23 protein-coding genes are annotated in these 18,143 nt (G+C 55.8%); 11 read left to right on the top strand and 12 right to left on the bottom strand.

Features of this window, described 5'->3' with window-relative positions; genetic code table 11:
* Positions 1–22 precede the first annotated feature (22 nt).
* Both PJL69_RS05095 and PJL69_RS05090 read right to left on the bottom strand, forming a co-directional pair.
* Positions 23–427, bottom strand: coding sequence for a hypothetical protein (locus PJL69_RS05095; protein ID WP_271308678.1), 405 nt, complete (start codon positions 425–427; stop codon positions 23–25).
* A gap of 34 nt (positions 428–461) precedes the next feature.
* On the bottom strand, positions 462–1,664 hold the full coding sequence (locus PJL69_RS05090; protein WP_271308677.1) for a pyridoxal phosphate-dependent aminotransferase: 1,203 nt from the start codon (positions 1,662–1,664) through the stop codon (positions 462–464).
* Positions 1,665–1,749: 85 nt separating this feature from the next.
* On the opposite strand from PJL69_RS05090, the gene PJL69_RS05085 reads away from it, so the two are divergent.
* From PJL69_RS05085 to PJL69_RS05075, 3 genes are all read left to right on the top strand, one after another.
* Entirely contained in the window at positions 1,750–2,151 is a 402-nt protein-coding gene (locus PJL69_RS05085; RefSeq protein WP_247743291.1) for a helix-turn-helix domain-containing protein, read from the top strand.
* A 2-nt stretch (positions 2,152–2,153) separates the two neighbouring features.
* Positions 2,154–2,450, top strand: coding sequence for an FAD assembly factor SdhE (locus PJL69_RS05080; RefSeq protein ID WP_271308676.1), 297 nt, complete (start codon positions 2,154–2,156; stop codon positions 2,448–2,450).
* A 90-nt stretch (positions 2,451–2,540) separates the two neighbouring features.
* Entirely contained in the window at positions 2,541–3,038 is a 498-nt protein-coding gene (locus tag PJL69_RS05075) for a MarR family winged helix-turn-helix transcriptional regulator (RefSeq protein ID WP_209096182.1), read from the top strand.
* 137 nt (positions 3,039–3,175) lie between these two features.
* Here PJL69_RS05075 and PJL69_RS05070 read toward each other — a convergent pair whose 3' ends face one another.
* Both PJL69_RS05070 and PJL69_RS05065 read right to left on the bottom strand, forming a co-directional pair.
* The gene (locus tag PJL69_RS05070) at positions 3,176–3,910 is read right to left on the bottom strand and encodes a DUF1194 domain-containing protein (RefSeq protein ID WP_271308675.1); all 735 of its coding nucleotides are present in this window, start codon (positions 3,908–3,910) and stop codon (positions 3,176–3,178) included.
* Positions 3,904–4,332, bottom strand: a complete 429-nt coding sequence (locus PJL69_RS05065; protein WP_271308674.1) for a VOC family protein — start codon at positions 4,330–4,332, stop codon at positions 3,904–3,906. The genes PJL69_RS05070 and PJL69_RS05065 overlap by 7 nt, the downstream gene beginning before the upstream one ends.
* A gap of 214 nt (positions 4,333–4,546) precedes the next feature.
* Here PJL69_RS05065 and PJL69_RS05060 point away from each other — a divergent pair, with 214 nt between their 5' ends.
* The 3 genes from PJL69_RS05060 (at position 4,547) to PJL69_RS05050 (ending at position 6,231) form a co-directional block, all read left to right on the top strand.
* On the top strand, positions 4,547–5,326 hold the full coding sequence (locus PJL69_RS05060; protein WP_271308673.1) for a thymidylate synthase: 780 nt from the start codon (positions 4,547–4,549) through the stop codon (positions 5,324–5,326).
* A gap of 3 nt (positions 5,327–5,329) precedes the next feature.
* Entirely contained in the window at positions 5,330–5,818 is a 489-nt protein-coding gene (locus tag PJL69_RS05055; protein ID WP_271308672.1) for a dihydrofolate reductase, read from the top strand.
* Positions 5,819–5,940: 122 nt separating this feature from the next.
* Positions 5,941–6,231, top strand: coding sequence for a hypothetical protein (locus PJL69_RS05050; RefSeq protein WP_271308671.1), 291 nt, complete (start codon positions 5,941–5,943; stop codon positions 6,229–6,231).
* Between the two features lie 75 nt (positions 6,232–6,306).
* Here PJL69_RS05050 and PJL69_RS05045 read toward each other — a convergent pair whose 3' ends face one another.
* The gene (locus PJL69_RS05045; protein ID WP_058240518.1) at positions 6,307–6,513 is read right to left on the bottom strand and encodes a cold-shock protein; all 207 of its coding nucleotides are present in this window, start codon (positions 6,511–6,513) and stop codon (positions 6,307–6,309) included.
* A gap of 210 nt (positions 6,514–6,723) precedes the next feature.
* On the opposite strand from PJL69_RS05045, the gene PJL69_RS05040 reads away from it, so the two are divergent.
* Positions 6,724–7,038: an ArsC/Spx/MgsR family protein gene (locus PJL69_RS05040; protein ID WP_271308670.1), complete on the top strand. Its 315-nt coding sequence runs from the start codon at positions 6,724–6,726 to the stop codon at positions 7,036–7,038.
* Positions 7,039–7,111: 73 nt separating this feature from the next.
* On the opposite strand, the gene PJL69_RS05035 is transcribed toward PJL69_RS05040, so the two are convergent.
* From PJL69_RS05035 to thrS, 5 genes are all read right to left on the bottom strand, one after another.
* A complete protein-coding gene (locus PJL69_RS05035) occupies positions 7,112–7,636 on the bottom strand; it encodes a DoxX family protein (RefSeq protein WP_271308669.1) in 525 nt (174 codons plus the stop codon).
* Between the two features lie 11 nt (positions 7,637–7,647).
* Positions 7,648–8,400, bottom strand: a complete 753-nt coding sequence (locus PJL69_RS05030; RefSeq protein WP_271308668.1) for an HvfC/BufC N-terminal domain-containing protein — start codon at positions 8,398–8,400, stop codon at positions 7,648–7,650.
* Positions 8,397–9,266, bottom strand: a complete 870-nt coding sequence (gene bufB / locus PJL69_RS05025; RefSeq protein ID WP_271308667.1) for an MNIO family bufferin maturase — start codon at positions 9,264–9,266, stop codon at positions 8,397–8,399. The genes PJL69_RS05030 and bufB overlap by 4 nt, the downstream gene beginning before the upstream one ends.
* A 281-nt stretch (positions 9,267–9,547) precedes the next feature.
* Positions 9,548–9,853 (bottom strand): BufA1 family periplasmic bufferin-type metallophore, encoded by a 306-nt coding sequence (locus PJL69_RS05020; protein ID WP_209096163.1) that lies wholly within the window; start codon positions 9,851–9,853, stop codon positions 9,548–9,550.
* Positions 9,854–10,302: 449 nt separating this feature from the next.
* A complete protein-coding gene (gene thrS, locus PJL69_RS05015) occupies positions 10,303–12,252 on the bottom strand; it encodes a threonine--tRNA ligase (RefSeq protein WP_271308666.1) in 1,950 nt (649 codons plus the stop codon).
* A 156-nt stretch (positions 12,253–12,408) separates the two neighbouring features.
* Between thrS and PJL69_RS05010 the strand changes: the two genes are divergently transcribed.
* From PJL69_RS05010 to PJL69_RS04995, 4 genes are all read left to right on the top strand, one after another.
* Positions 12,409–13,167 carry an alpha/beta fold hydrolase gene (locus PJL69_RS05010; protein WP_271308665.1) on the top strand — a complete coding sequence of 253 codons (759 nt, stop codon included), beginning with the start codon at positions 12,409–12,411 and terminating at the stop codon, positions 13,165–13,167.
* On the top strand, positions 13,167–14,147 hold the full coding sequence (locus PJL69_RS05005) for an alpha/beta hydrolase (protein WP_271308664.1): 981 nt from the start codon (positions 13,167–13,169) through the stop codon (positions 14,145–14,147). Before PJL69_RS05010 ends, PJL69_RS05005 begins: the two co-directional genes overlap by 1 nt.
* A 23-nt stretch (positions 14,148–14,170) precedes the next feature.
* The gene (locus PJL69_RS05000) at positions 14,171–14,599 is read left to right on the top strand and encodes a VOC family protein (protein WP_209096731.1); all 429 of its coding nucleotides are present in this window, start codon (positions 14,171–14,173) and stop codon (positions 14,597–14,599) included.
* A gap of 65 nt (positions 14,600–14,664) precedes the next feature.
* Entirely contained in the window at positions 14,665–15,375 is a 711-nt protein-coding gene (locus PJL69_RS04995; RefSeq protein WP_271308663.1) for an alpha/beta fold hydrolase, read from the top strand.
* A gap of 90 nt (positions 15,376–15,465) precedes the next feature.
* Here the strand turns inward: PJL69_RS04995 and PJL69_RS04990 are convergent, their stop codons facing one another.
* The gene (locus tag PJL69_RS04990) at positions 15,466–16,683 is read right to left on the bottom strand and encodes a DegT/DnrJ/EryC1/StrS family aminotransferase (RefSeq protein ID WP_271308662.1); all 1,218 of its coding nucleotides are present in this window, start codon (positions 16,681–16,683) and stop codon (positions 15,466–15,468) included.
* A 117-nt stretch (positions 16,684–16,800) separates the two neighbouring features.
* A complete protein-coding gene (locus tag PJL69_RS04985; protein ID WP_271308661.1) occupies positions 16,801–18,111 on the bottom strand; it encodes an NAD(P)/FAD-dependent oxidoreductase in 1,311 nt (436 codons plus the stop codon).
* Positions 18,112–18,143 lie beyond the last annotated feature (32 nt).

Raw genomic sequence — 18,143 nt, 5'->3', positions numbered from 1 at the left:
GGGTGGGCGACTTAAGCCTGCTTTATTTCCCTTTGAGTAGGCGATCTGCTTTTTTGCGCACCAAGACGGAGCGCAGGTCGTGCATGGTCAGCAGCAGCGTGTCGGTGATGTCTTCCAGCTGCTCCGGAGTGGCTTTGGACTGGGCCCATTGCGTGGTGAGGTTGAGATGATCCACCGTGCGCAAGATATCGTCCAGATCGCGGGCCGCCAAAAGCGCACGGCGTTCTTCCATCCACTGCGAGATCGCAGCCTCGTCTTCGCTTGAAAGCGTGCGATCACCGTGCGGTTTGACCTCGCCGTTTTTGATGTTGAGAACGGCAATCTGATCCATTTCGATCCGGCGATGGCGGTTTTCGGTATCTACACGAAACACCGCCGCGCCGTTTTCGCGCACGCGAAAATAATAGTCAGGAAGATCGCCGCTCATCTGTGGCCTCCGGTTTATGCCCTTTTGCCGGGCTTCAGGTCAGAGAGGCACAGAACGCCTGAATGCGTTGGCACGCCTTGGTGAGCGCCTCGTCAGAGGTAGCGTAGCTGACACGGAAGTTTGGCGAAAGCCCGAAGGCAGCGCCAAAAACCACAGCCACATCAGCTTCTTCCAGGAGGGCATTGGCGAAAATTTCGTCATTTTCTATGACAGTGCCTGCAGGCGTTGTCTTGCCAATCAGCCCAGCGATAGAAGGGTAAACATAGAAAGCACCCTCCGGCGTCGGGCAGGAGATGCCTTCGATCTCACTCAACATAGAGATCACCAGATCGCGGCGGCGTTTGAACGCCTCGTTGTTGGGCGCAAGGAAATCTTGCGTGCCGTTCAGCGCTTCCACAGCAGCCCACTGGCTGACAGAGCAGGGGTTGGATGTGCTTTGGCTCTGGATTTTGCGCATCGCGCCGATCAATTCCACAGGGCCCGCGGCGTAGCCAATGCGCCAGCCGGTCATGGCATAGGCTTTGGACACGCCATTACAGGTGAGCGTGCGCTCATAGAGGCCGGGCTCCACCTGCGCTGGGGTGCAGAATTCAAAACCGTCATAGGCGAGGTGTTCATACATATCGTCAGACATCACCCAGACATGGGGGTGACGCATAAGCACATCGGTCAACTCTTTGAGTTCTTCGCGCGAATACCCTGCGCCGGTTGGGTTGGATGGCGAGTTGAAGATGAACCATTTTGTCTTTGGGGTGATCGCCGCCTCAAGTTGATCCGCCGTCAGTTTGAAGTTGGTCTGCAGAGAGGTTTCCGCCACCACAGGTGTGCCGCCCGCCAGAAGCACCATGTCTGGATAGCTGACCCAGTAGGGGGCTGGGATGACAACTTCGTCGCCCGGATTGAGCGTCGCCATCAGGGCATTGTAGAGCGTCTGTTTGCCGCCCGTGCCAACGGAGACCTGAGCTGGCGTGTAGTCCAGACCGTGATCGCGCTTCATTTTGGCACAGACCGCTTGCTTCAGCTCTGGGATGCCATCGGGGGCAGTGTATTTGGTTTTCCCCGCAGCAATTGCCGCTACGGCGGCATCTTTGATATTTTGCGGCGTGTCAAAATCGGGCTCGCCAGCACTCAGGCCAATCACGTCACGGCCTGCTGCTTTCAGCTCGGCGGTCTTTGCTGTCATGGCGATGGTCGGAGAAGGTTTGACGCGCGAAAGGGTCTCAGACAGGAAAGACATGGCTTGGCCTCATTTGTAATCAATCAAACCATGTCTTAGGGTGCGCGAGAATGTCGATCAAGGTCGAAGCGCCAAGGAGATAAGAATGCCTCAAGATCAATTGGAAGCGATGCCACAAGAGGATTGGTATGGCGAAGATGTTGCGACCTTTGGAGATCGTCTTGCGGCGGCGCGTGACGCAGCTGGGATGAAACGTGGCGAGTTCGCCAAACGCCTTGGCGTGAAGAAATCCACAGTGGCTGCCTGGGAAGATGATTTGAGCGAGCCGCGCGCCAATCGTCTGTCGATGATGGCAGGGCTTTTGAATGTTTCCGTTGGCTGGCTGCTGACGGGAGAAGGCGTGGGTGTGGACCTCGAAGGTGAAGGGGAAAGTGCAGAGGCGGGCCTTCTTGCCATTCTGAAAGACATCCGCGATATCCGCACCCGTATGAAAAGCGATTTGGATCGGCTGGCCCGGCTGGAAAAAGCGCTCCGCAAAAAGGTTTGAGAATGACTGACGCCCCCAAAGAGCGTGCCAACAGTGGCGCAGAAACCCTGGAGAATCGACTGAAGCGTATGAAAATGCGGTCGATGCGGCGTGGCATCAAAGAGATGGATATCATCCTTGCGCGGTTTGCCGACGAAAATCTGGCAAAGATGGATACCGCCGGGCTTGATCTGTATGATGCGATGCTATGTGAGAACGATCAGGATTTGTATCAATGGGTTACGGGTCAGAAGCCAACGCCGGAACCTTTCACCGATCTGATTGCACGTATTTCTGTCACGATCAGCGGCGCAAATTGACGCGAATTTGTAACATCTTTTGCGCTGTTTAACCTCTTGTTGGGCTTTTTCCGTCACTGTGATCGCTAGATAAGCTGACGGAGACCAAGAATGAGCTTTCATTCATCGATGCCCAGCGGGACAGAACAGAGCTTTATGGCTGACTATCTGGACTCGCTGGCGCTTGTAGAGCGGTTGCACCGCTTGTTGCTGGACGTGATTAAAGACGAGTTTGAACGTGTAGGTGTGATAGAAATCAACGCTGTTCAGGCGCTTTTGCTGTTTAACATTGGCGACAATGAGGTGACGGCAGGCGAACTGAAAAGCCGCGGGTACTATCAGGGCTCCAATGTGAGCTACAACCTGAAGAAACTCGTGGATGCGGGATATATGCACCACCAGCGCTGCGAGATTGATCGCCGCTCTGTGCGCGTGCGCCTGACCGAAAAGGGCCGCGAGATTCGCGATGTGATTTCCGCGTTGTTTGCCCGCCATGCTGAGGGCCTTCAGTCCAAAGGTGTGCTTGGCGAAGACGGTATCGAACAAATCACCCACGCGCTGCGCCGTGTGGAACGGTATTGGACTGATCAGATCCGCTACATCTACTGAAGTAGACAGGTTGCCCCAGAACGGGGATTCCGTAGCTTTTGCGCGCCTGCCTCAGAAGGGGCATGGTGCGCGTATCTTTTTGGCGGGTTATTTACTTTAGGTTTGGATCTTAACTAATTGATATCGAATACGATTCACTAGTTCTTTTGGTCGGTTGGTGCGAGCTGTCCAATCACCGTAACAGAAAGCTCGCGCGCCAGTTTTCTGCGCATAGCATTCTCAAAATCTTCAAATCCTTTTGCCGTTTCGACAAACGCGTCTGGCCCTTTGATCAGTTCGCGACGATAATATTCAGTCATGTCACCCGGGCGGGCAGCGAAGTCAGCGGCCTTAACCCCGAAGGTTTCGATTGCCAAAGCATTCACGATGACATCTTCCAGCGGGAAGGCGGCATAGGCATGTCGCGGCGCAAATCCGTCGTTGTTTTCGCCATCGCCACTCACATCAAGCACCTGTACATCGCATCTGGGCGCTTGGCGAAACAGGGTGGCCGCGTGGCCGACAGCGTGCCCCAGCGCGGTGGGGAATTCAGATGTTTCGCGTTTGGACAGCCCAAGTTTTGCGGCGCTTTGGGTCAGCGTTTTTTGGCTGTCAATCAGCGTCCAATCCAGCAGCGTATGCTGTCTGTGCCGACCACTCCATTCATAAACAGACAGCGCGACCGATGCGGGGGCACTGAGAAAGGCAGCTTGAATTTCTGGGGCGGTAAGGGCGGCGGCTAGGCCAAGGCGCTGGAGCGCGTCTTCTTCGCTGTCCACCGATGAGCTGACATCAAGCGCGAGCAGCAGGGCCATACGGCAGTCCGAAGCGAGGGTTGGGGTGGCGAGAGTCGCCACCCCGATTGCGGCGATATGGGCCGCAGATCTTACCAATGGCCAGTGCTCTCCATGCTGGACCAAGGCTCTGCCGGGGCGAGGGCTTCGCCCTGTTGCAGCAACTCGATTGAGATGTTGTCGGGCGAGCGCACAAAGGCCATGCGCCCGTCACGAGGCGGACGGTTGATGACAACGCCATTGTCCGCGAGATGCTGGCACATTTCGTAAATGTTACCGACTTCATAGGCGAGGTGACCGAAATGGCGACTGTCAGAGGGCAGCCCATCGTCGCCATCCCAGTTGTAGGTCAGCTCCAGTGGCGCATCGTGGTCTCCATCTGCCGCCAGATAGACCAGTGTGAAGCGCCCTTGTTCGCTGTCATAGCGCTTGATCTCTTTCAGGCCGAACAGCGCATAAAACGCCATGGACGCTTCCAGATCTGAGACACGCACCATGGTGTGCAGGTATTTCACATGCATGTGGGATTCCTTTGAATTGGGGTTCTTGGGCATTGAACACGCAACCGGTGTGATTGGCCAGACAGTTTACGCCACTTCGTGCCAATCCTGCGGTTCCCTGTTTGAGAGCCACAAGATATAGTCGTTAAAAGATCAGATTTCTGAGTCGTCAACCAGTGCGAACCTCTGGGTTTGCAGGCGGATGGGCGACATCTTTCAGCAAATGAGGCGGGGCGTGCAACAGTATCACGAGGCTTTAAAAACCATTTTGGAGTGCGGCGAAGACTCCGGTGACCGGACGGGCACGGGGACGCGCTCCTATTTTGGGATGCAGACACGCTACCGATTGGAAGACGGCTTTCCGTTGGTGACGACCAAAAAACTCTATCTGCGGGGGATCATTCATGAGTTGCTGTGGTTCCTCGCTGGGGACACCAACATCCGGTATCTGCAAGAGAACCGCGTGACCATTTGGGATGAATGGGCCGATGAACAGGGTGATCTTGGCCCTGTTTATGGCAAGCAATGGCGTGATTTTGGCGGTGTCGATCAGATCGCGACTCTGGTTGATATGATCAAAACATCGCCCGACAGCCGCCGGTTGATTGTCTCCGCCTGGAACCCTCAGGATGTGCCGGATATGGCTCTGCCGCCTTGCCACACGATGTGGCAGGTGCGGGTGTTGAACGGCAGGCTGCATTTGCAGCTCTATCAACGCTCTGCGGATATGTTTTTGGGGGTGCCGTTCAATATTGCGTCTTATGCATTGTTGCAGCATATGCTGGCGCATGTGACAGGCTATGAGGTTGGCGACTTTGTGCACGCGATCGGCGACGCGCATATCTATTCAAATCACATGGAACAGGTGCAGCTGCAGCTGTCGCGGACGCCCAAGACTTTGCCCAAGCTGGTCATAAAACGAGATGTTGCGTCGATTTTTGACTTTACCTTCGAGGACTTTGAAATTGTCGGTTATGACCCTGATCCTGCCATTCCTGCGCCAGTGGCGGTGTAGCCAATGATATCACTTGTTGTTGCACGTGCCCGCAATGGCGCCATTGGACGCGATGGTGATATCCCCTGGCGCATCCCGCAGGACTTCAAATTGTTTCAGCGTGAGACCACTGGTGGTGCGGTGATCATGGGCCGAAACACGTGGGACAGCCTGCCAGTGAAGCCATTGGCCAAGCGTCTCAATATCGTTGTGTCCTCGCAGCCTGATGCTGCAGAAATCGTTGTGCCATCCGTTCAAGAGGCGGTGCGTTTGGCGACCGCTCAGGGCTATGATCGGATCTATGGCATTGGCGGAGCCGGTATTTACAAAGAGATGCTGAAGTCCGCACATCGCCTGCTGATCACGGAGGTTGATGCAGAGATTGAGGATGCAGACACGTTTTTCCCGGCGTTTGATCCGACCCAATGGGAGCTGATCACGCGCAGACCTCTTGAGGGAGCATCTCCGACTTGTGTGGTGTGCGAGTACCTCAGGATCGTGGACGGGGCATAGGGCGATTGAAGCGCAATCAGAAACAATGTGTTTTTGATATGGAAATTTGACAGTTTCACTTATCCTGCCGTACTTTAGCTTAACTTCACCAAGTTTTTGATGGCAATTGGAGCCTGTGTTTCATGAAAAAATTCTCTTTCGCCACTGTCGTTGCTCTGATCGTGGCGTCGCCACTTGCGGCACAAACGTGGAGCAGTAATGCCCCTGAGATTGGCCCGGTCAATCAGCCAGAGGGTGTTTTGATACACCCTTATCCCAGCAATACACATTATTGCGGGACAGGGCTGCAGCCGGTCACAGTTGGCGGCATGATTTCCTGTGGTGTGCCAAACACCACAGAACGCTATTACAATGGCTCTGGCGGTCACAGACATGCGCCCTATTGTGCGCCAGGTACAAAGGGATGTTCATAAAGTCCGAGGAGGGGGCTCGGTGTTTCTGAACAGTCGCCGAAGATCGGATGGGGCGCTAATGGCGCCCCGATCCATTTAAAGCAGTTTAAGTTCGCCCGCCATGTCGCGGCCGTCCCGTCCTTGCGTCATTTCAAATTCAACTTTCTGGTTGTCAGACAATCCTTTGAGGCCGGATCGTTCAACAACTGAAATATGGACAAAGACATCTTTGCCGCCTTCTTCGGGCTCAATGAAGCCGAAGCCTTTGGTGGTGTTAAACCACTTTACGGTACCGCGTGGCATACCGTTCTCCTCTATATTCACTTTTAGTCAATGACGGCAAAAATAGCCGACAGCACAAAAATCTAAAAACCCGATTGCACGATTACGGATAATTCAAACTGATGCGCCGCCCTGAGGATTACACGGTGTGGATAAAAATCAAGAAAAACCAACGTGAAACCTGAAAACAACTGGATTATACCGTCGCAAAGAGTTTGTGAGGATACAAATATGACAAAGCTTTATGGGTTGAAAAACTGTGATACGTGCCGCAAGGCAATGAAATTATTGGGAGAAGTTGTGTTTGTTGATGTGCGGCAAGAGGGGGTTCCTGATCTGGTGCTTGAAAAGGCATTTGAACAATTTGAAGATGCTTTACTAAATAAAAAATCAACTTTATGGAGAAATTTGAGCGAAGAAGACCGTGCTCAGGCACCGCTTGTTCTTTTGAAAGCGCATCCGACATTGATGAAGCGCCCGCTGATAGACCGTGATGGCGTTTATTATCTCGGTTGGTCAAAGGATGTGCAGGCTGCACTTCTCTGACAAAAAAGCCCACGTAACCAACGTGGGCTTTTTGATTTTAGTTTCAGAGTAAAGCTTTGCGGTAGCTTAGGCGTCAGTCTTGAGCGCGCTTGCGGAAAAGCGCGTCGATGGAAATTGGGCCGGCGCCTTTGAAAATGAGCACAGCAAACAGCATGGCCCACATGATCCGCTGGTCAATCAGACCCTGACCACTGTCAAACAGACCACCAAGCGCGACGCCATGACCGGTAACGTCAACAAGCGTTTGAACAGCTATGAAGCCAATCATCGCAACGGCTGCGAAGCGTGTAAAAAGCCCAACGACAATCAGAATTGGCAGGACAAATTCGGCAATGGTGCCAGCCAGAATGACGATGCGCTGGAAGAAGCTCATCTGAGATACGTCCCAAAGCACAGCTTCGGCTGCTTTCGGGAAGATCTGGCCAAACGCACCCGATGACGGCGAGAAGATCGACCCATCGATTTTGAGCATCGCAGAGTTCCAGAAATAGAAGAACAGGACGGCGAGAAAACTCAAGCGTGCCAGAGTGGGCACAAGCCAATCCAATCGGTCAAGCCGGTCTAGAAGGTCGGTGTAAAGGTCCAGTATGCGTGTCATGCGATCCTCAATTAGGATGGTAAATCGATAGAGTTCAGGGCGTTGCCAGTGAGGAGCAGGCCCAGGGTTGCGCTGAGGTCAAAGTTTGGGGCGTCGTCGGTGGCCACAGCAGCGGCAGCGCCAAGCGTACCCCCCGCCATGAGAGCAGTGATGAATTCATAGGCCCCGGCATTGAGAGCATGGGGTTCCGGATCAAAGCCAGGCCGTAGAATGATTACATCCTGTGCAATGCCCTGCGGCTTGGGCCCATCTTGCATGTTGAAAGCCCAGATGGCGTGTATGGGCCAGGGCGACCGCAGCAAAGAAACGGCAGGTGCGAAGGTCATCACCAACTCTGTGAGCCGTTCCGGGGGTAAAGCTGACAGAGCGTCAGGATTGATAGGCTCTGCATCCGCAGCGTGGTAGGCGCGCCGCATCGCCAGCTCCAGGCGCGCGACATCTGCGAGATAGCCAAGGTGGGCGAGGGGCTCAAACCCTTCGAGAAACTCGGGGAAGCCTTCGCCGTAATGCATCATCATTGGGGAGGATGGCGGTGACTGGCGCAGGAATACACCCGCGATTGCGTTGAAATTTTCGGTGCCAATGAGTTTGGCAATGGTGGGGAACCCTGTGGCCAATGCGTCGGTCAGAGATACCGCCACATTGTTGCGATAAACATCAAACCGTCGGCCTGCAGGTTGACCTTTGGCGTCAGACAATCCTTCAGGGCGGTCTTTGCCGCCATCCATGATTGCCCCGCGAAAGTCGCTTTGAGTGACGCTCATGCTGCGACTCCGGTGGCGATCTTGGCGAGCGCTGCATCCGCGCGCAGGGCCTCATCATGCAGTGTTGCCCAGTCTGGCACATCGGTGTCCCATTCAATCAGAATGGGTTTCTCACCTGACAGCGAAAGCGTGTGGTCAAGCAGCGCCCAGACAGGATCCACAATGGGAGCGCCGTGGCTGTCAATCAGCAGTGGCTTGCCGTGGTCATCTTCGTCTTCGTCATGGCCCCCCAAGTGAATTTCGCCCACGCATTCAAGCGGGTACTCGTTGATGTATGCGCGCGGATCGTAGTCGAGATTGGTTGCAGACACGAAGACGTTGTTCACATCTAGCAACAGGCCACAGCCCGTGCGGCTGGCCACTTCATGCAGGAAGTCAGGCTCGCTCCAGGTGCTTTCATCAAAGGCAAGGTAGCTGGAAGGGTTTTCCAACATCATCTGCCGGTTGATGGTGTCTTGCAGCTGATTGATGTGGTCGCACACGCGTTGCAGCGTGGTGTCGGTGTAGGGCAGGGGCAACAAATCGTTCAAAAAAGCGCCGTCATGGGTGCTCCAAGCCAGGTGCTCCGAGAACACAGTGGGGTTGAGCCAGTCAACCAGATGCTTCAGGCGAGCGAGGTGATCGGCGTCAAGCGCGCCTTCACCGCCGATCGACAAACCGACGCCGTGAACTGAAATCGGAAAGCGCTCTGACAATTGGCGCAATTGCGCAATCGGGCGGCCACCGTCCCCCATGTAGTTTTCTGCGTGAATCTCAAGCCAGCCCACGGCGCCGGGATCTTCGATCAGATCGGCGTAGTGCTGCGGCTTGTAGCCCACACCGGGACGGTTGGGCAGCTTGCTGGGGGTCGATTGAGAGTCAAACATCGCGTCACCGTATTCTTGTGTCAGGTGTTGTGGAGCAAATTCTCAGTGCGGGTCTTTGCGGAGTGGTGGCTTGTGGCTGGGATGTGCATAGCCAGCGATTGGCATAACAAACGGTATTAGAAAAGAAGTGGCAAAATACGCCATTGCTTTGGTCCATGATACTGCATCCGAAACCGATCTGAGAGGTGCGTCTGATGCAGTATGGCAGTTTTCAGATCCCCAATCTACGGAATGGGGTGCAAAGCCCAAGCTCGCCGGGCTTTGCACGAGAAAACCAGTGCTTAGCTCGCAGGCAGGTCGCGTTCCAGAACTTCCAGAGAGCCAACACGTGGGGTGCCGTCTGCCAGTGCAGGCAGTTCCATGTCGACACAGGTGCCAGCGTCGACCAGTTTCCAGGCGTTGCCTTGGTAGTCTACGGTGGAGGTGCCGGCGCAGGTTGTGCCAGGGCCAGCGGCGCAGTCGTTCTGGCCAGCCAGGGACACACCGTAGCATTTCTCTTTTTCAGCTGCGGTTGCGGTGGTTGCATGCGCGCTCAGAGCTGCTGCGACGGCGCCTGCAACGGCGAGAGTTTTTACGGTCGTGGACATCGTATCTCTTCCCTTTTGATACATTCAATTCGGCCAAACGCTGCGTTTGCGCCTTGGCATGAGTAAAACATAGGTCGTCGTGGGGGTCACTTACCAATCACACGGCTGTGTGCCACGGCGATGTTATCGGGTGTAACACTCGTGCGATACAGCGTGCAAAGAACTGTAAGTGTTGGTGAATCCCCTATGAACGCTGGGGGAATTTCAGGGAACAGGGAAGGGGGTTTGTGCGTTTGCGCGTGAATTCCATGATGGGAACGCTTATGACTTTTGGCGGTGCTGGGCGCAAATGTTACAATGCGGTTGGTGTTTGTTTGGGGCAAGAGGCGCGGGCCAAGGCTGACAACAGCTGAATTGTTACAGTTTTGGCACTGCAATTGGCGCGCAATGCTGCTTTCAAAAAAAATGCGGCACCCGAGGCGCCGCATTCTAGGGTAGATTGTTTCAGCTTACTGCATGTCGGGCGGTGTCGCCTCTGCTGCGAGTTGTGCGACGATTTCGTCGAGCGCCTGCACTTTGCTTTGCTTTTCGCCCAGACGACGGGTCGACACTGTGCGTTCTTCGACTTCTTTCTTACCGATCGCGAGGATCACAGGCACTTTGCCAACAGAGTGCTCACGGACCTTGTAGTTGATCTTCTCGTTGCGCAGGTCGGCCTCGGCGCGTACGCCTGCGGCCTTGAGCGCCTCAACCACTTCAAGGCAGTAATCATCCGCATCAGACACGATCGCGGCCACAACCACCTGCCGTGGTGCCAGCCAGAAGGGCAGTTTGCCAGCATGTTCTTCGATCAGAATGCCGATGAAGCGCTCGAAAGAGCCCAGTGTTGCGCGGTGCAGCATGATGGGGCGGTGCTTCTCACCATCCGCACCAATATAGGTCGCATCAAGACGTTCCGGCAGGTTGGGGTCGACCTGCAAGGTGCCGCACTGCCAGTTCCGGCCAATCGCATCTGTCAGGGTGAACTCCAGCTTAGGGCCATAAAATGCGCCTTCGCCCTCAAGAATCTCAAACTCGTGGCCAGCTGCGTTACAAGCATCGCCAAGCGCTTTTTCGGCATAGTCCCAGCTTTCGTCTGAACCGATGCGTTTTTCCGGGCGTGTGGACAGCTTAATGGTCCAGTCATTAAAGCCAAGATCCGCGTAAATTTCCGACAGGAAGTCGATGAACTTTTTGGTTTCGGCGGTGATCTCATCTTCGGCGCAGAAAATGTGACCATCGTCTTGGGTAAAGCCGCGTACCCGCATGATGCCGTGCAGAGCTCCCGAAGGCTCATAGCGTGCACAGGAGCCGAATTCTGCAATCCGCAAAGGCAGATCGCGGTAAGATTTCAGACCCTGATTGAAGATCTGGACGTGGCAGGGGCAGTTCATCGGCTTCAGCGCGTTCACAGCCTTTTCGCGGGCGTGATCCTCGTCCACTTCGACGATGAACATGTTTTCCTGATACTTGTCCCAGTGACCAGAGGCTTCCCAAAGCTTACGATCCACCACTTGCGGGGTGTTGACCTCTACATAGCCGCCGCGCTTTTGTTTGCGGCGCATGTAGTCTTGCAACTCGGTGTAGATCGTCCAGCCGTTGGGGTGCCAGAAAATCTGGCCAGGCGCTTCTTCCTGCATGTGGAAGAGGTTCATTTCGCGGCCCAAACGACGGTGATCGCGTTTTTCGGCCTCTTCGAGCATGTGCAGGTGCGCTTTGAGGTCTTCTTTGTTTTTGAAGGCCACGCCATAGATACGCTGCAACATGGCGCGATCGGAGTCGCCACGCCAGTAAGCCCCCGCCACGCTCATCAGTTTGAACGCGTCTGCCGGGATTTGACCGGTATGCTGAAGGTGCGGCCCGCGGCAGAGATCCTGCCAGTGGCCGTGCCAATACATGCGAAGCGGTTCATCGCCGGGGATGCTCTCAATCAGCTCTACTTTGTAGGGCTCATTGTTGGAGGTGTAATGCTTGATGGCGCGGTCGCGCTCCCAAACTTCGGTGGTCACAGGCTCGCGCTTGTTGATGATCTCTTTCATCTTTTTTTCGATGAGGCCGAGATCTTCGGGGGTGAATGGCTCTTCGCGATCAAAGTCATAGTACCAGCCGTGCTCGATCACCGGGCCGATGGTGACTTTCACATCGGGCCAGATTTCTTGCACAGCGCGCGCCATGACGTGCGCACAGTCGTGCCGGATCAGCTCCAGCGCTTCTGCGTCATTTTCTTTGATGGTGTTGATCGCGATGGAGGCATCTGCCTCAATCGGCCATTGCATATCCCAGTGTTTGCCATCCACAGTGGCAGAGATCGCTTTTTTGCCAAGCGATGTAGAGATGGAGCTCGCGACTTCGGCAGGGGTGATGCCTGCGTTGTAAGATCGCGCGTTACCATCAGGAAATGTAAGAGAAATATCAGCCATTGGCTTCTAGCTCCTCGTCAGTTTGGCGCCCACGGAACGCCCGGTTGCGGGTATATGGTTCGTTGCTTTCATGGACTTTGCGGCAGACCAAGTCAAGCGGGGTTAACAGTCGCGATTTGCAACGGTAATGTTTGCGAAAACCTTAAGAGGATCCCGATGAGCAGCACGCATTTTTTTGACAGCCCGCAGGGCCGCCGTATTGCCTACCACAAGACCGAAGGCACTGGGCCGACAGTGGTGTTTCTGGGGGGGCTGAAATCTGACATGGAAGGCACCAAGGCGGTGCGTCTGGAGGCTTGGGCCAAGGTGCGCGGGCAGAGCTTTCTGCGGTTTGACTATTCGGGCCACGGCGAAAGCAGCAGCACATTTGAAGAGGGCTGCATTGGTGACTGGCATGAGGACACAATGGCCACGCTGGATGCGCTGACCGAGGGGCCTTTGGTGATTGTTGGTTCTTCGATGGGCGGGTGGCAGGCGCTGCTCTTGGCCAAAGCGATGCCTGAGCGTATCCAAGGCATGGTGACCATCGCCGCCGCACCGGATTTTACAGAAGACAGCTATTGGGCTGGCTTTACCGACGCGCAAAAGGCGCAGTTGGATGAGGTCGGGCATGTTGAACTGCCCTCGGATTATATGGAGCCATACATCATCACCAAACGCATGATTGAGGACGGACGGACCCGCCTCGTGCTGCGCGATGCACTGTCTTTGCCTTTCCCAACGCGGTTTTTGCAAGGCACCGAAGATGAGGCCGTGCGTGCGGAAGTGGCCTATCGGTTGCTGGATCATGCCGAGGGCTCAGACATTCAGCTATTAATGGTCAAGGGTAAGGACCATCGGTTTTCTGATGAGGCCTGCCTGCAGCTGATTGAAGCGAAGGTGGAGGAGGTGCTGGCGGCACCGACGCAGGGCTGATGCGCCGATTTGGGCGGATCTTGGGACGTGTTCTGCTTTGTCTGATCTTGATTGGCGCGGCGCTCTATTTCCTTGGGCCCACCGAGCAGATCTCGCTCACTCCGCAGATCACAGATGCCGATGTAGGCAGGGATGTGGACGCGCATTTTGCGGCAAGTGAAGCGCAGTTTGATGATCTGACCCCAGGTGTGCAAAAGCGGGTTGTTTGGCACGGAGACGCTGGTGCGCCCACAGCATTGAGCATCCTTTATGTGCATGGGTTTTCAGCAACCTCTGAGGAGATCCGCCCTGTGCCAGATCAGGTGGCTGCGGCGCTTGGGGCCAATCTGGTCTATACGCGGCTTGCTGGCCATGGCCGCGATGGTGCGGCGCTGGATGCGGCGACGGTGCAGGACTGGGCCAATGATCTGGCGGAGGCGCTTATCGTGGCGCGGCGGGTCGGAGAGGAGGTTGTGGTGATTTCAACCTCCACGGGCGGCACTTTGGTGGCAGGTATGGCAGACCAAAGCGACGTGATGGCGCAGGTCAAAGCCATGATTTTTGTTGCGCCAAATTTTGGGATCAATTCCCCTGTTGCTGGATTGCTAACCTTGCCGGCTGCACGTCATTGGGTGTCTCTTCTGGCTGGCAAAGAGCGTTCGTTTGCACCTGCGAACGAAGCGCAGGCAACTTACTGGACGACACACTATCCGACCACCGCAGTTTTGCAGATGGCGGCGCTGGTCAAAGAGGTTGTTGGCAAGGATTATTCGGGCGTGATCACGCCAGCCTTGTTCTGGTTTTCTGATGACGACACGGTGGTGGACCCAAGTAAAACAAGGGCGATTGCTGCGCGTTGGGGCGGTGATGTTGTTCTGGCGGCGCAAAGTCGGGGGGCGGATGCCGATCCCGACGCGCATGTGATTGCGGGGGACATCATGTCTCCTGGCGAGACTGCGCGCACGGTGGAAGCTTTCGTGAATTTTATCAACGATTTGTAGGTGAAGATATGACCAATCCAAAAATGGCGCCACGGGTGAGTTTGATCACGCTGGCAGTGAAGGATCTGGAGGCTTCGGCCGCGTTTTATGAAGCGCTTGGCTGGGAACGAGAGCCAGGCAATGAAGGTGTTATTGCTTTCAACCTTTTGGGGCAAACCCTAGGGCTCTACCCGCGCAGTGGCCTGGCAGAGGATTTGGGGATCCCTGAGGAGGCGATTGGCGGGTTTTCCGGCATCACATTGGCGCATAATGTGCGCAGCAAAGATGAAGTTGCGCCACTGTTGGCTGCGGCGGAAACGGCGGGAGGGCGCATCCTTCGCCCCGCTGGAGAGGTCTTTTGGGGGGGCTACATCGGGTATTTTGCCGATCTGGATGGCCATGTGTGGGAAATTGCACACAACCCGTTTTCGGAATTGTCCAAAGAAGGCGCATTCCGCTGGGGCGGGTATTGAGCGCTTGACCTGCGGTGCTGCTTTGGCACATTTGCACGCAACAAAAAGAAGAGCAGGGGGCAGGAATGCAAGAGCCGATTGTGCTGTTGCCGGGAATGATGTGTGATGCGCGGCTCTATGCGCGTCAGATTTCGGACTTGTCTCAAGATCACGCGGTGATGGTGGCGCCGATCACCCAAGGGGAACGGATCAGCGAGATCGCCTCGGCGCTCTTGCCTGTGTTGCCTGCAAAGTTTGCTTTGGCGGGGCTGAGCATGGGTGGCATCGTGGCCATGGAGATCCTGCGCAAAGCGCCGGAGCGGGTCACGCGTGTTGCCTTGATGGACACAAATCCACTGGCGGAGTCCCCAACCAGCGCGGCAGCTTATGAACCGTGGATCGTTGGCGCGCGCGCCGGGCGGCTTGAGGAAGTGCTGATTGATTTCATGCGCCCTGAGTATCTTGCGCCGGGCGTCGCACGTGCAGAGGTCGTGCAGCAGGTCAAAGAGATGGGCCTGTCATTGGGGGCCGACGTGTTTGTACGACAAGCGCGTGCCCTGCAGCGGCGGCGCGACCAGCAAAGCGTTTTGCGCAAATGCAAATGCCCGGCGCTTGTGCTGTGTGGTGAACACGATGGTTTGACGCCGGTCAAGCGACACAGCTTTATGGCGGAGTTGATCCCCTATGCGAAACTAGAGGTGATACCGGAGGCTGGGCACCTGCCGGTTCTGGAGAACCCCAGCGCCGTAACCACAGCGTTACGCAGCTGGATGCGCCAACCCTTTGTTTTGAAATAGTTGTAGGGCGAGTGCGCAGCGTCTTTGAATGCGCAAACAAAAAGAGCGGACATTGTGCCCGCTCTTTCTAAAGTCGCTTTGCTAAGCAGATCAGGTGCCAAACGCGCGTAGATTGCCCATCACATCCTGTGCTGCGCCAGTCAGCGCGCCGGCAATCACGTCCAGCTCTTCTTTCTTAAGGCGGGCGGGCAAACGCACGTCACAGGCCGACATCAGCATGGCGCGGGTTTGCGGCAGCTCTGGCATCTCTGGCATGAATTGCCAATTCCAATAGGCGCGCGCATTGTCGGTGGATTGTCCAAACACTTGCACCTTCACGCCACGCGCATTGGCCGCTTCTTGGAACGCTAGAATTTCATCGTTGCTCATGCCCTCCAGATTGAACTGGATGGAATCCGGCGCGCGCTCTTCCGGTGCAAGCTTTTCAGGGACCTGCAGCCATGGGGAGGCATTCAGCAGACCCGCCACATAATCGTGGTTTGCACGGCCATCACGCACGCGGCGGGGCACCTCATCCAGTTGCGGCCGAATGATCGCGGCCGCGAGGTTGGACAGGCGCAGGTTGTAGAGCGGCAGTTGGTTCTGCCAGCGGCCAAAGGCCTCGGCCAACTCACCTGTGTTGTCGCCTTCACGCGCTTTGTGTTTTTTCCAGTTGTGCTCATAGGCACCGGACATGATCACAGCACGGGCAATCAGATCGGCATCGTCAGACACCATGATACCGCCTTCGCCAGAGTTCACGAGCTTGTAGGACTGGAAGGAGAAGCAGCCAACCCGGCCAATTGTGCCGATGTTGCGACCATGCCAAGTGGTGCCAAGGCTGTGGGCCGCGTCTTCGATCACCGGGATATTGCGCGCCTCACACAGGGCCATGATCGCGTCCATATCAGAGGTGTGGCCGCGCATGTGGCTGATGATGACGGCAGAGATGGTGCCATCCAGTTTGGCCTCAAAGTCTGCCAGGTCAATGCGGTAGTTGTCACCCACTTCACAGAGGACTGGGATGCAGTCGGCATGCACCACCGAGGAGGGAACAGCCGCAAAGGTAAAGCCGGGAAGTAGCACGCGGGCATCTCGTGGCAGATCGAGGGCTTTCAGAGATAAGAAAAGCGCCGCCGAGCAGGAAGACACTGCAAGCGCGTATTTGCTGCCAAGCAGTTCGGCGAATTCTGCTTCGAGCAGAGCAACTGGGGCGTTTTCAGCCGCTGTATACCGGAAAAGATCCCCGGTTTGCAGCAGGCGCTCGATCTCTGCACGTGCGGAGTCTGGAATGGGCTCAGCGTCATAAACATTGGGTGGCAATGTCATAGTTTTCAACTTTCTTAAGTCCGGTTTTCAAAAATATAAATCAATGCTGAGCGCCAAGCCAGCGAAAACGCACTGTCAGCGTGTGATCATTTGATGACAGAGGGCAGTGGTGCGCGACTAGAGTCCGAGGCGATCGCGCAAGGCGTACCAGGTCATCGCAAGTGCGAGCAGGGGGCTGCGCAGGCGCGGGCCTCCAGGGAAGGGCGTGGCGGGCACGCGGGCCATGGTGTCAAATCCCTCGCTTTGGCCCGCCAAAGCGAGGGCTATCAATTGTCCGGCATGTGTGGCTGTCCCGACACCGTGGCCGCTATAGCCGGATGCGGTGAGAATATTTGGTGCCAGTTGCCGCAAATACGGCATGCGTTTCATCGTAATCGCAAGTGTGCCGCCCCAAGCGTGGTCGATGCGCACATCTTTCAGATGGGGGAAGATCTCCTCCATGGGTTTGCGCACGGTGGCCGCAATATCGGCGGGAAAGCGGTAGCCATAGCTTTCACCACCACCAAACAGCAGACGCTTATCATGGCTTAGGCGGAAGTAGTTGACCACGAATTTGCTGTCCGCCACCGCTATGTCCTGAGTCAGCACCTTTGCCGCATGCGCGCCAAGGGGTTCTGTTGCCACGATAAAATTGTTGATCGGCATCACACGGCTGGCAACTTTGGGCTCCAACCCGCCGAGATAGCCATTGCACGCCAGAACCAATTGATCTGCGATGACTTTGCCTTCGTTGGTCTGGACAGTGATCTGGGGGCCGCGGTTTATTTTTGTGACTTCGCTTGTTTCATGAAGGCTGGCACCCGCAGATGCGGCGGCTTCGGCGAGGCCAAATGCAAAGGCGAGCGGGTGCAGATGGCCTGCGCTCATATCAAGCGAGCCGCCCACATATTTCGGCGATGGGCAGAGCGCTTGCATGGCGTCGCGGTTAAGCGATCTAATCTCGTTATGATTGTATTTCTCTTGCAGGTGCGACACGTAGTTATGCTCTGTCTTAACCTCGCGGTCCGAGAAGCAAGCATGCGCGATGCCGGGCTGATAGTGGCAGGCAATATCGTGTTGCGCGATACGCGACTTGACCAGCGTCTTAGCCTCTTCGGCCAGGTTCCAAAGCTTGTGTGCGTCGTCTGAACCCACCAGACGTTCTAAGCCGTCTTGTTCCATGCGCTGGCCGCTGCCGAGCTGTCCGCCATTGCGTCCAGATGCTCCAAATCCAACGCGGTGGGCTTCCAGGAGCACGACTTTGCGGCCCATTTCTGCGAGGTGCAGCGCGGTTGATAGTCCGGTAAAGCCTCCGCCAATCACGCAGACATCGGCGCGGGTTTCGCCTTTTAGCGAAGCAAATGGAGGGGGTGGCGTGGCCGTGGCGGCGTACCAACTCTCGGGATATATGCCTTTGCTATCATTGGCGTAAAGCAGGTTCATCGACATGTCGTGTCTGTTTCCTCTTGCCTTAAATATCC

The sequence above is a fragment of the Shimia sp. MMG029 genome, from assembly GCF_027947445.1.
Taxonomy (GTDB): Bacteria; Pseudomonadota; Alphaproteobacteria; order Rhodobacterales; family Rhodobacteraceae; genus Shimia.
Note: the sequence above shows the minus strand (reverse complement) of the source record. Positions and strands in the feature narration are given on the sequence as shown.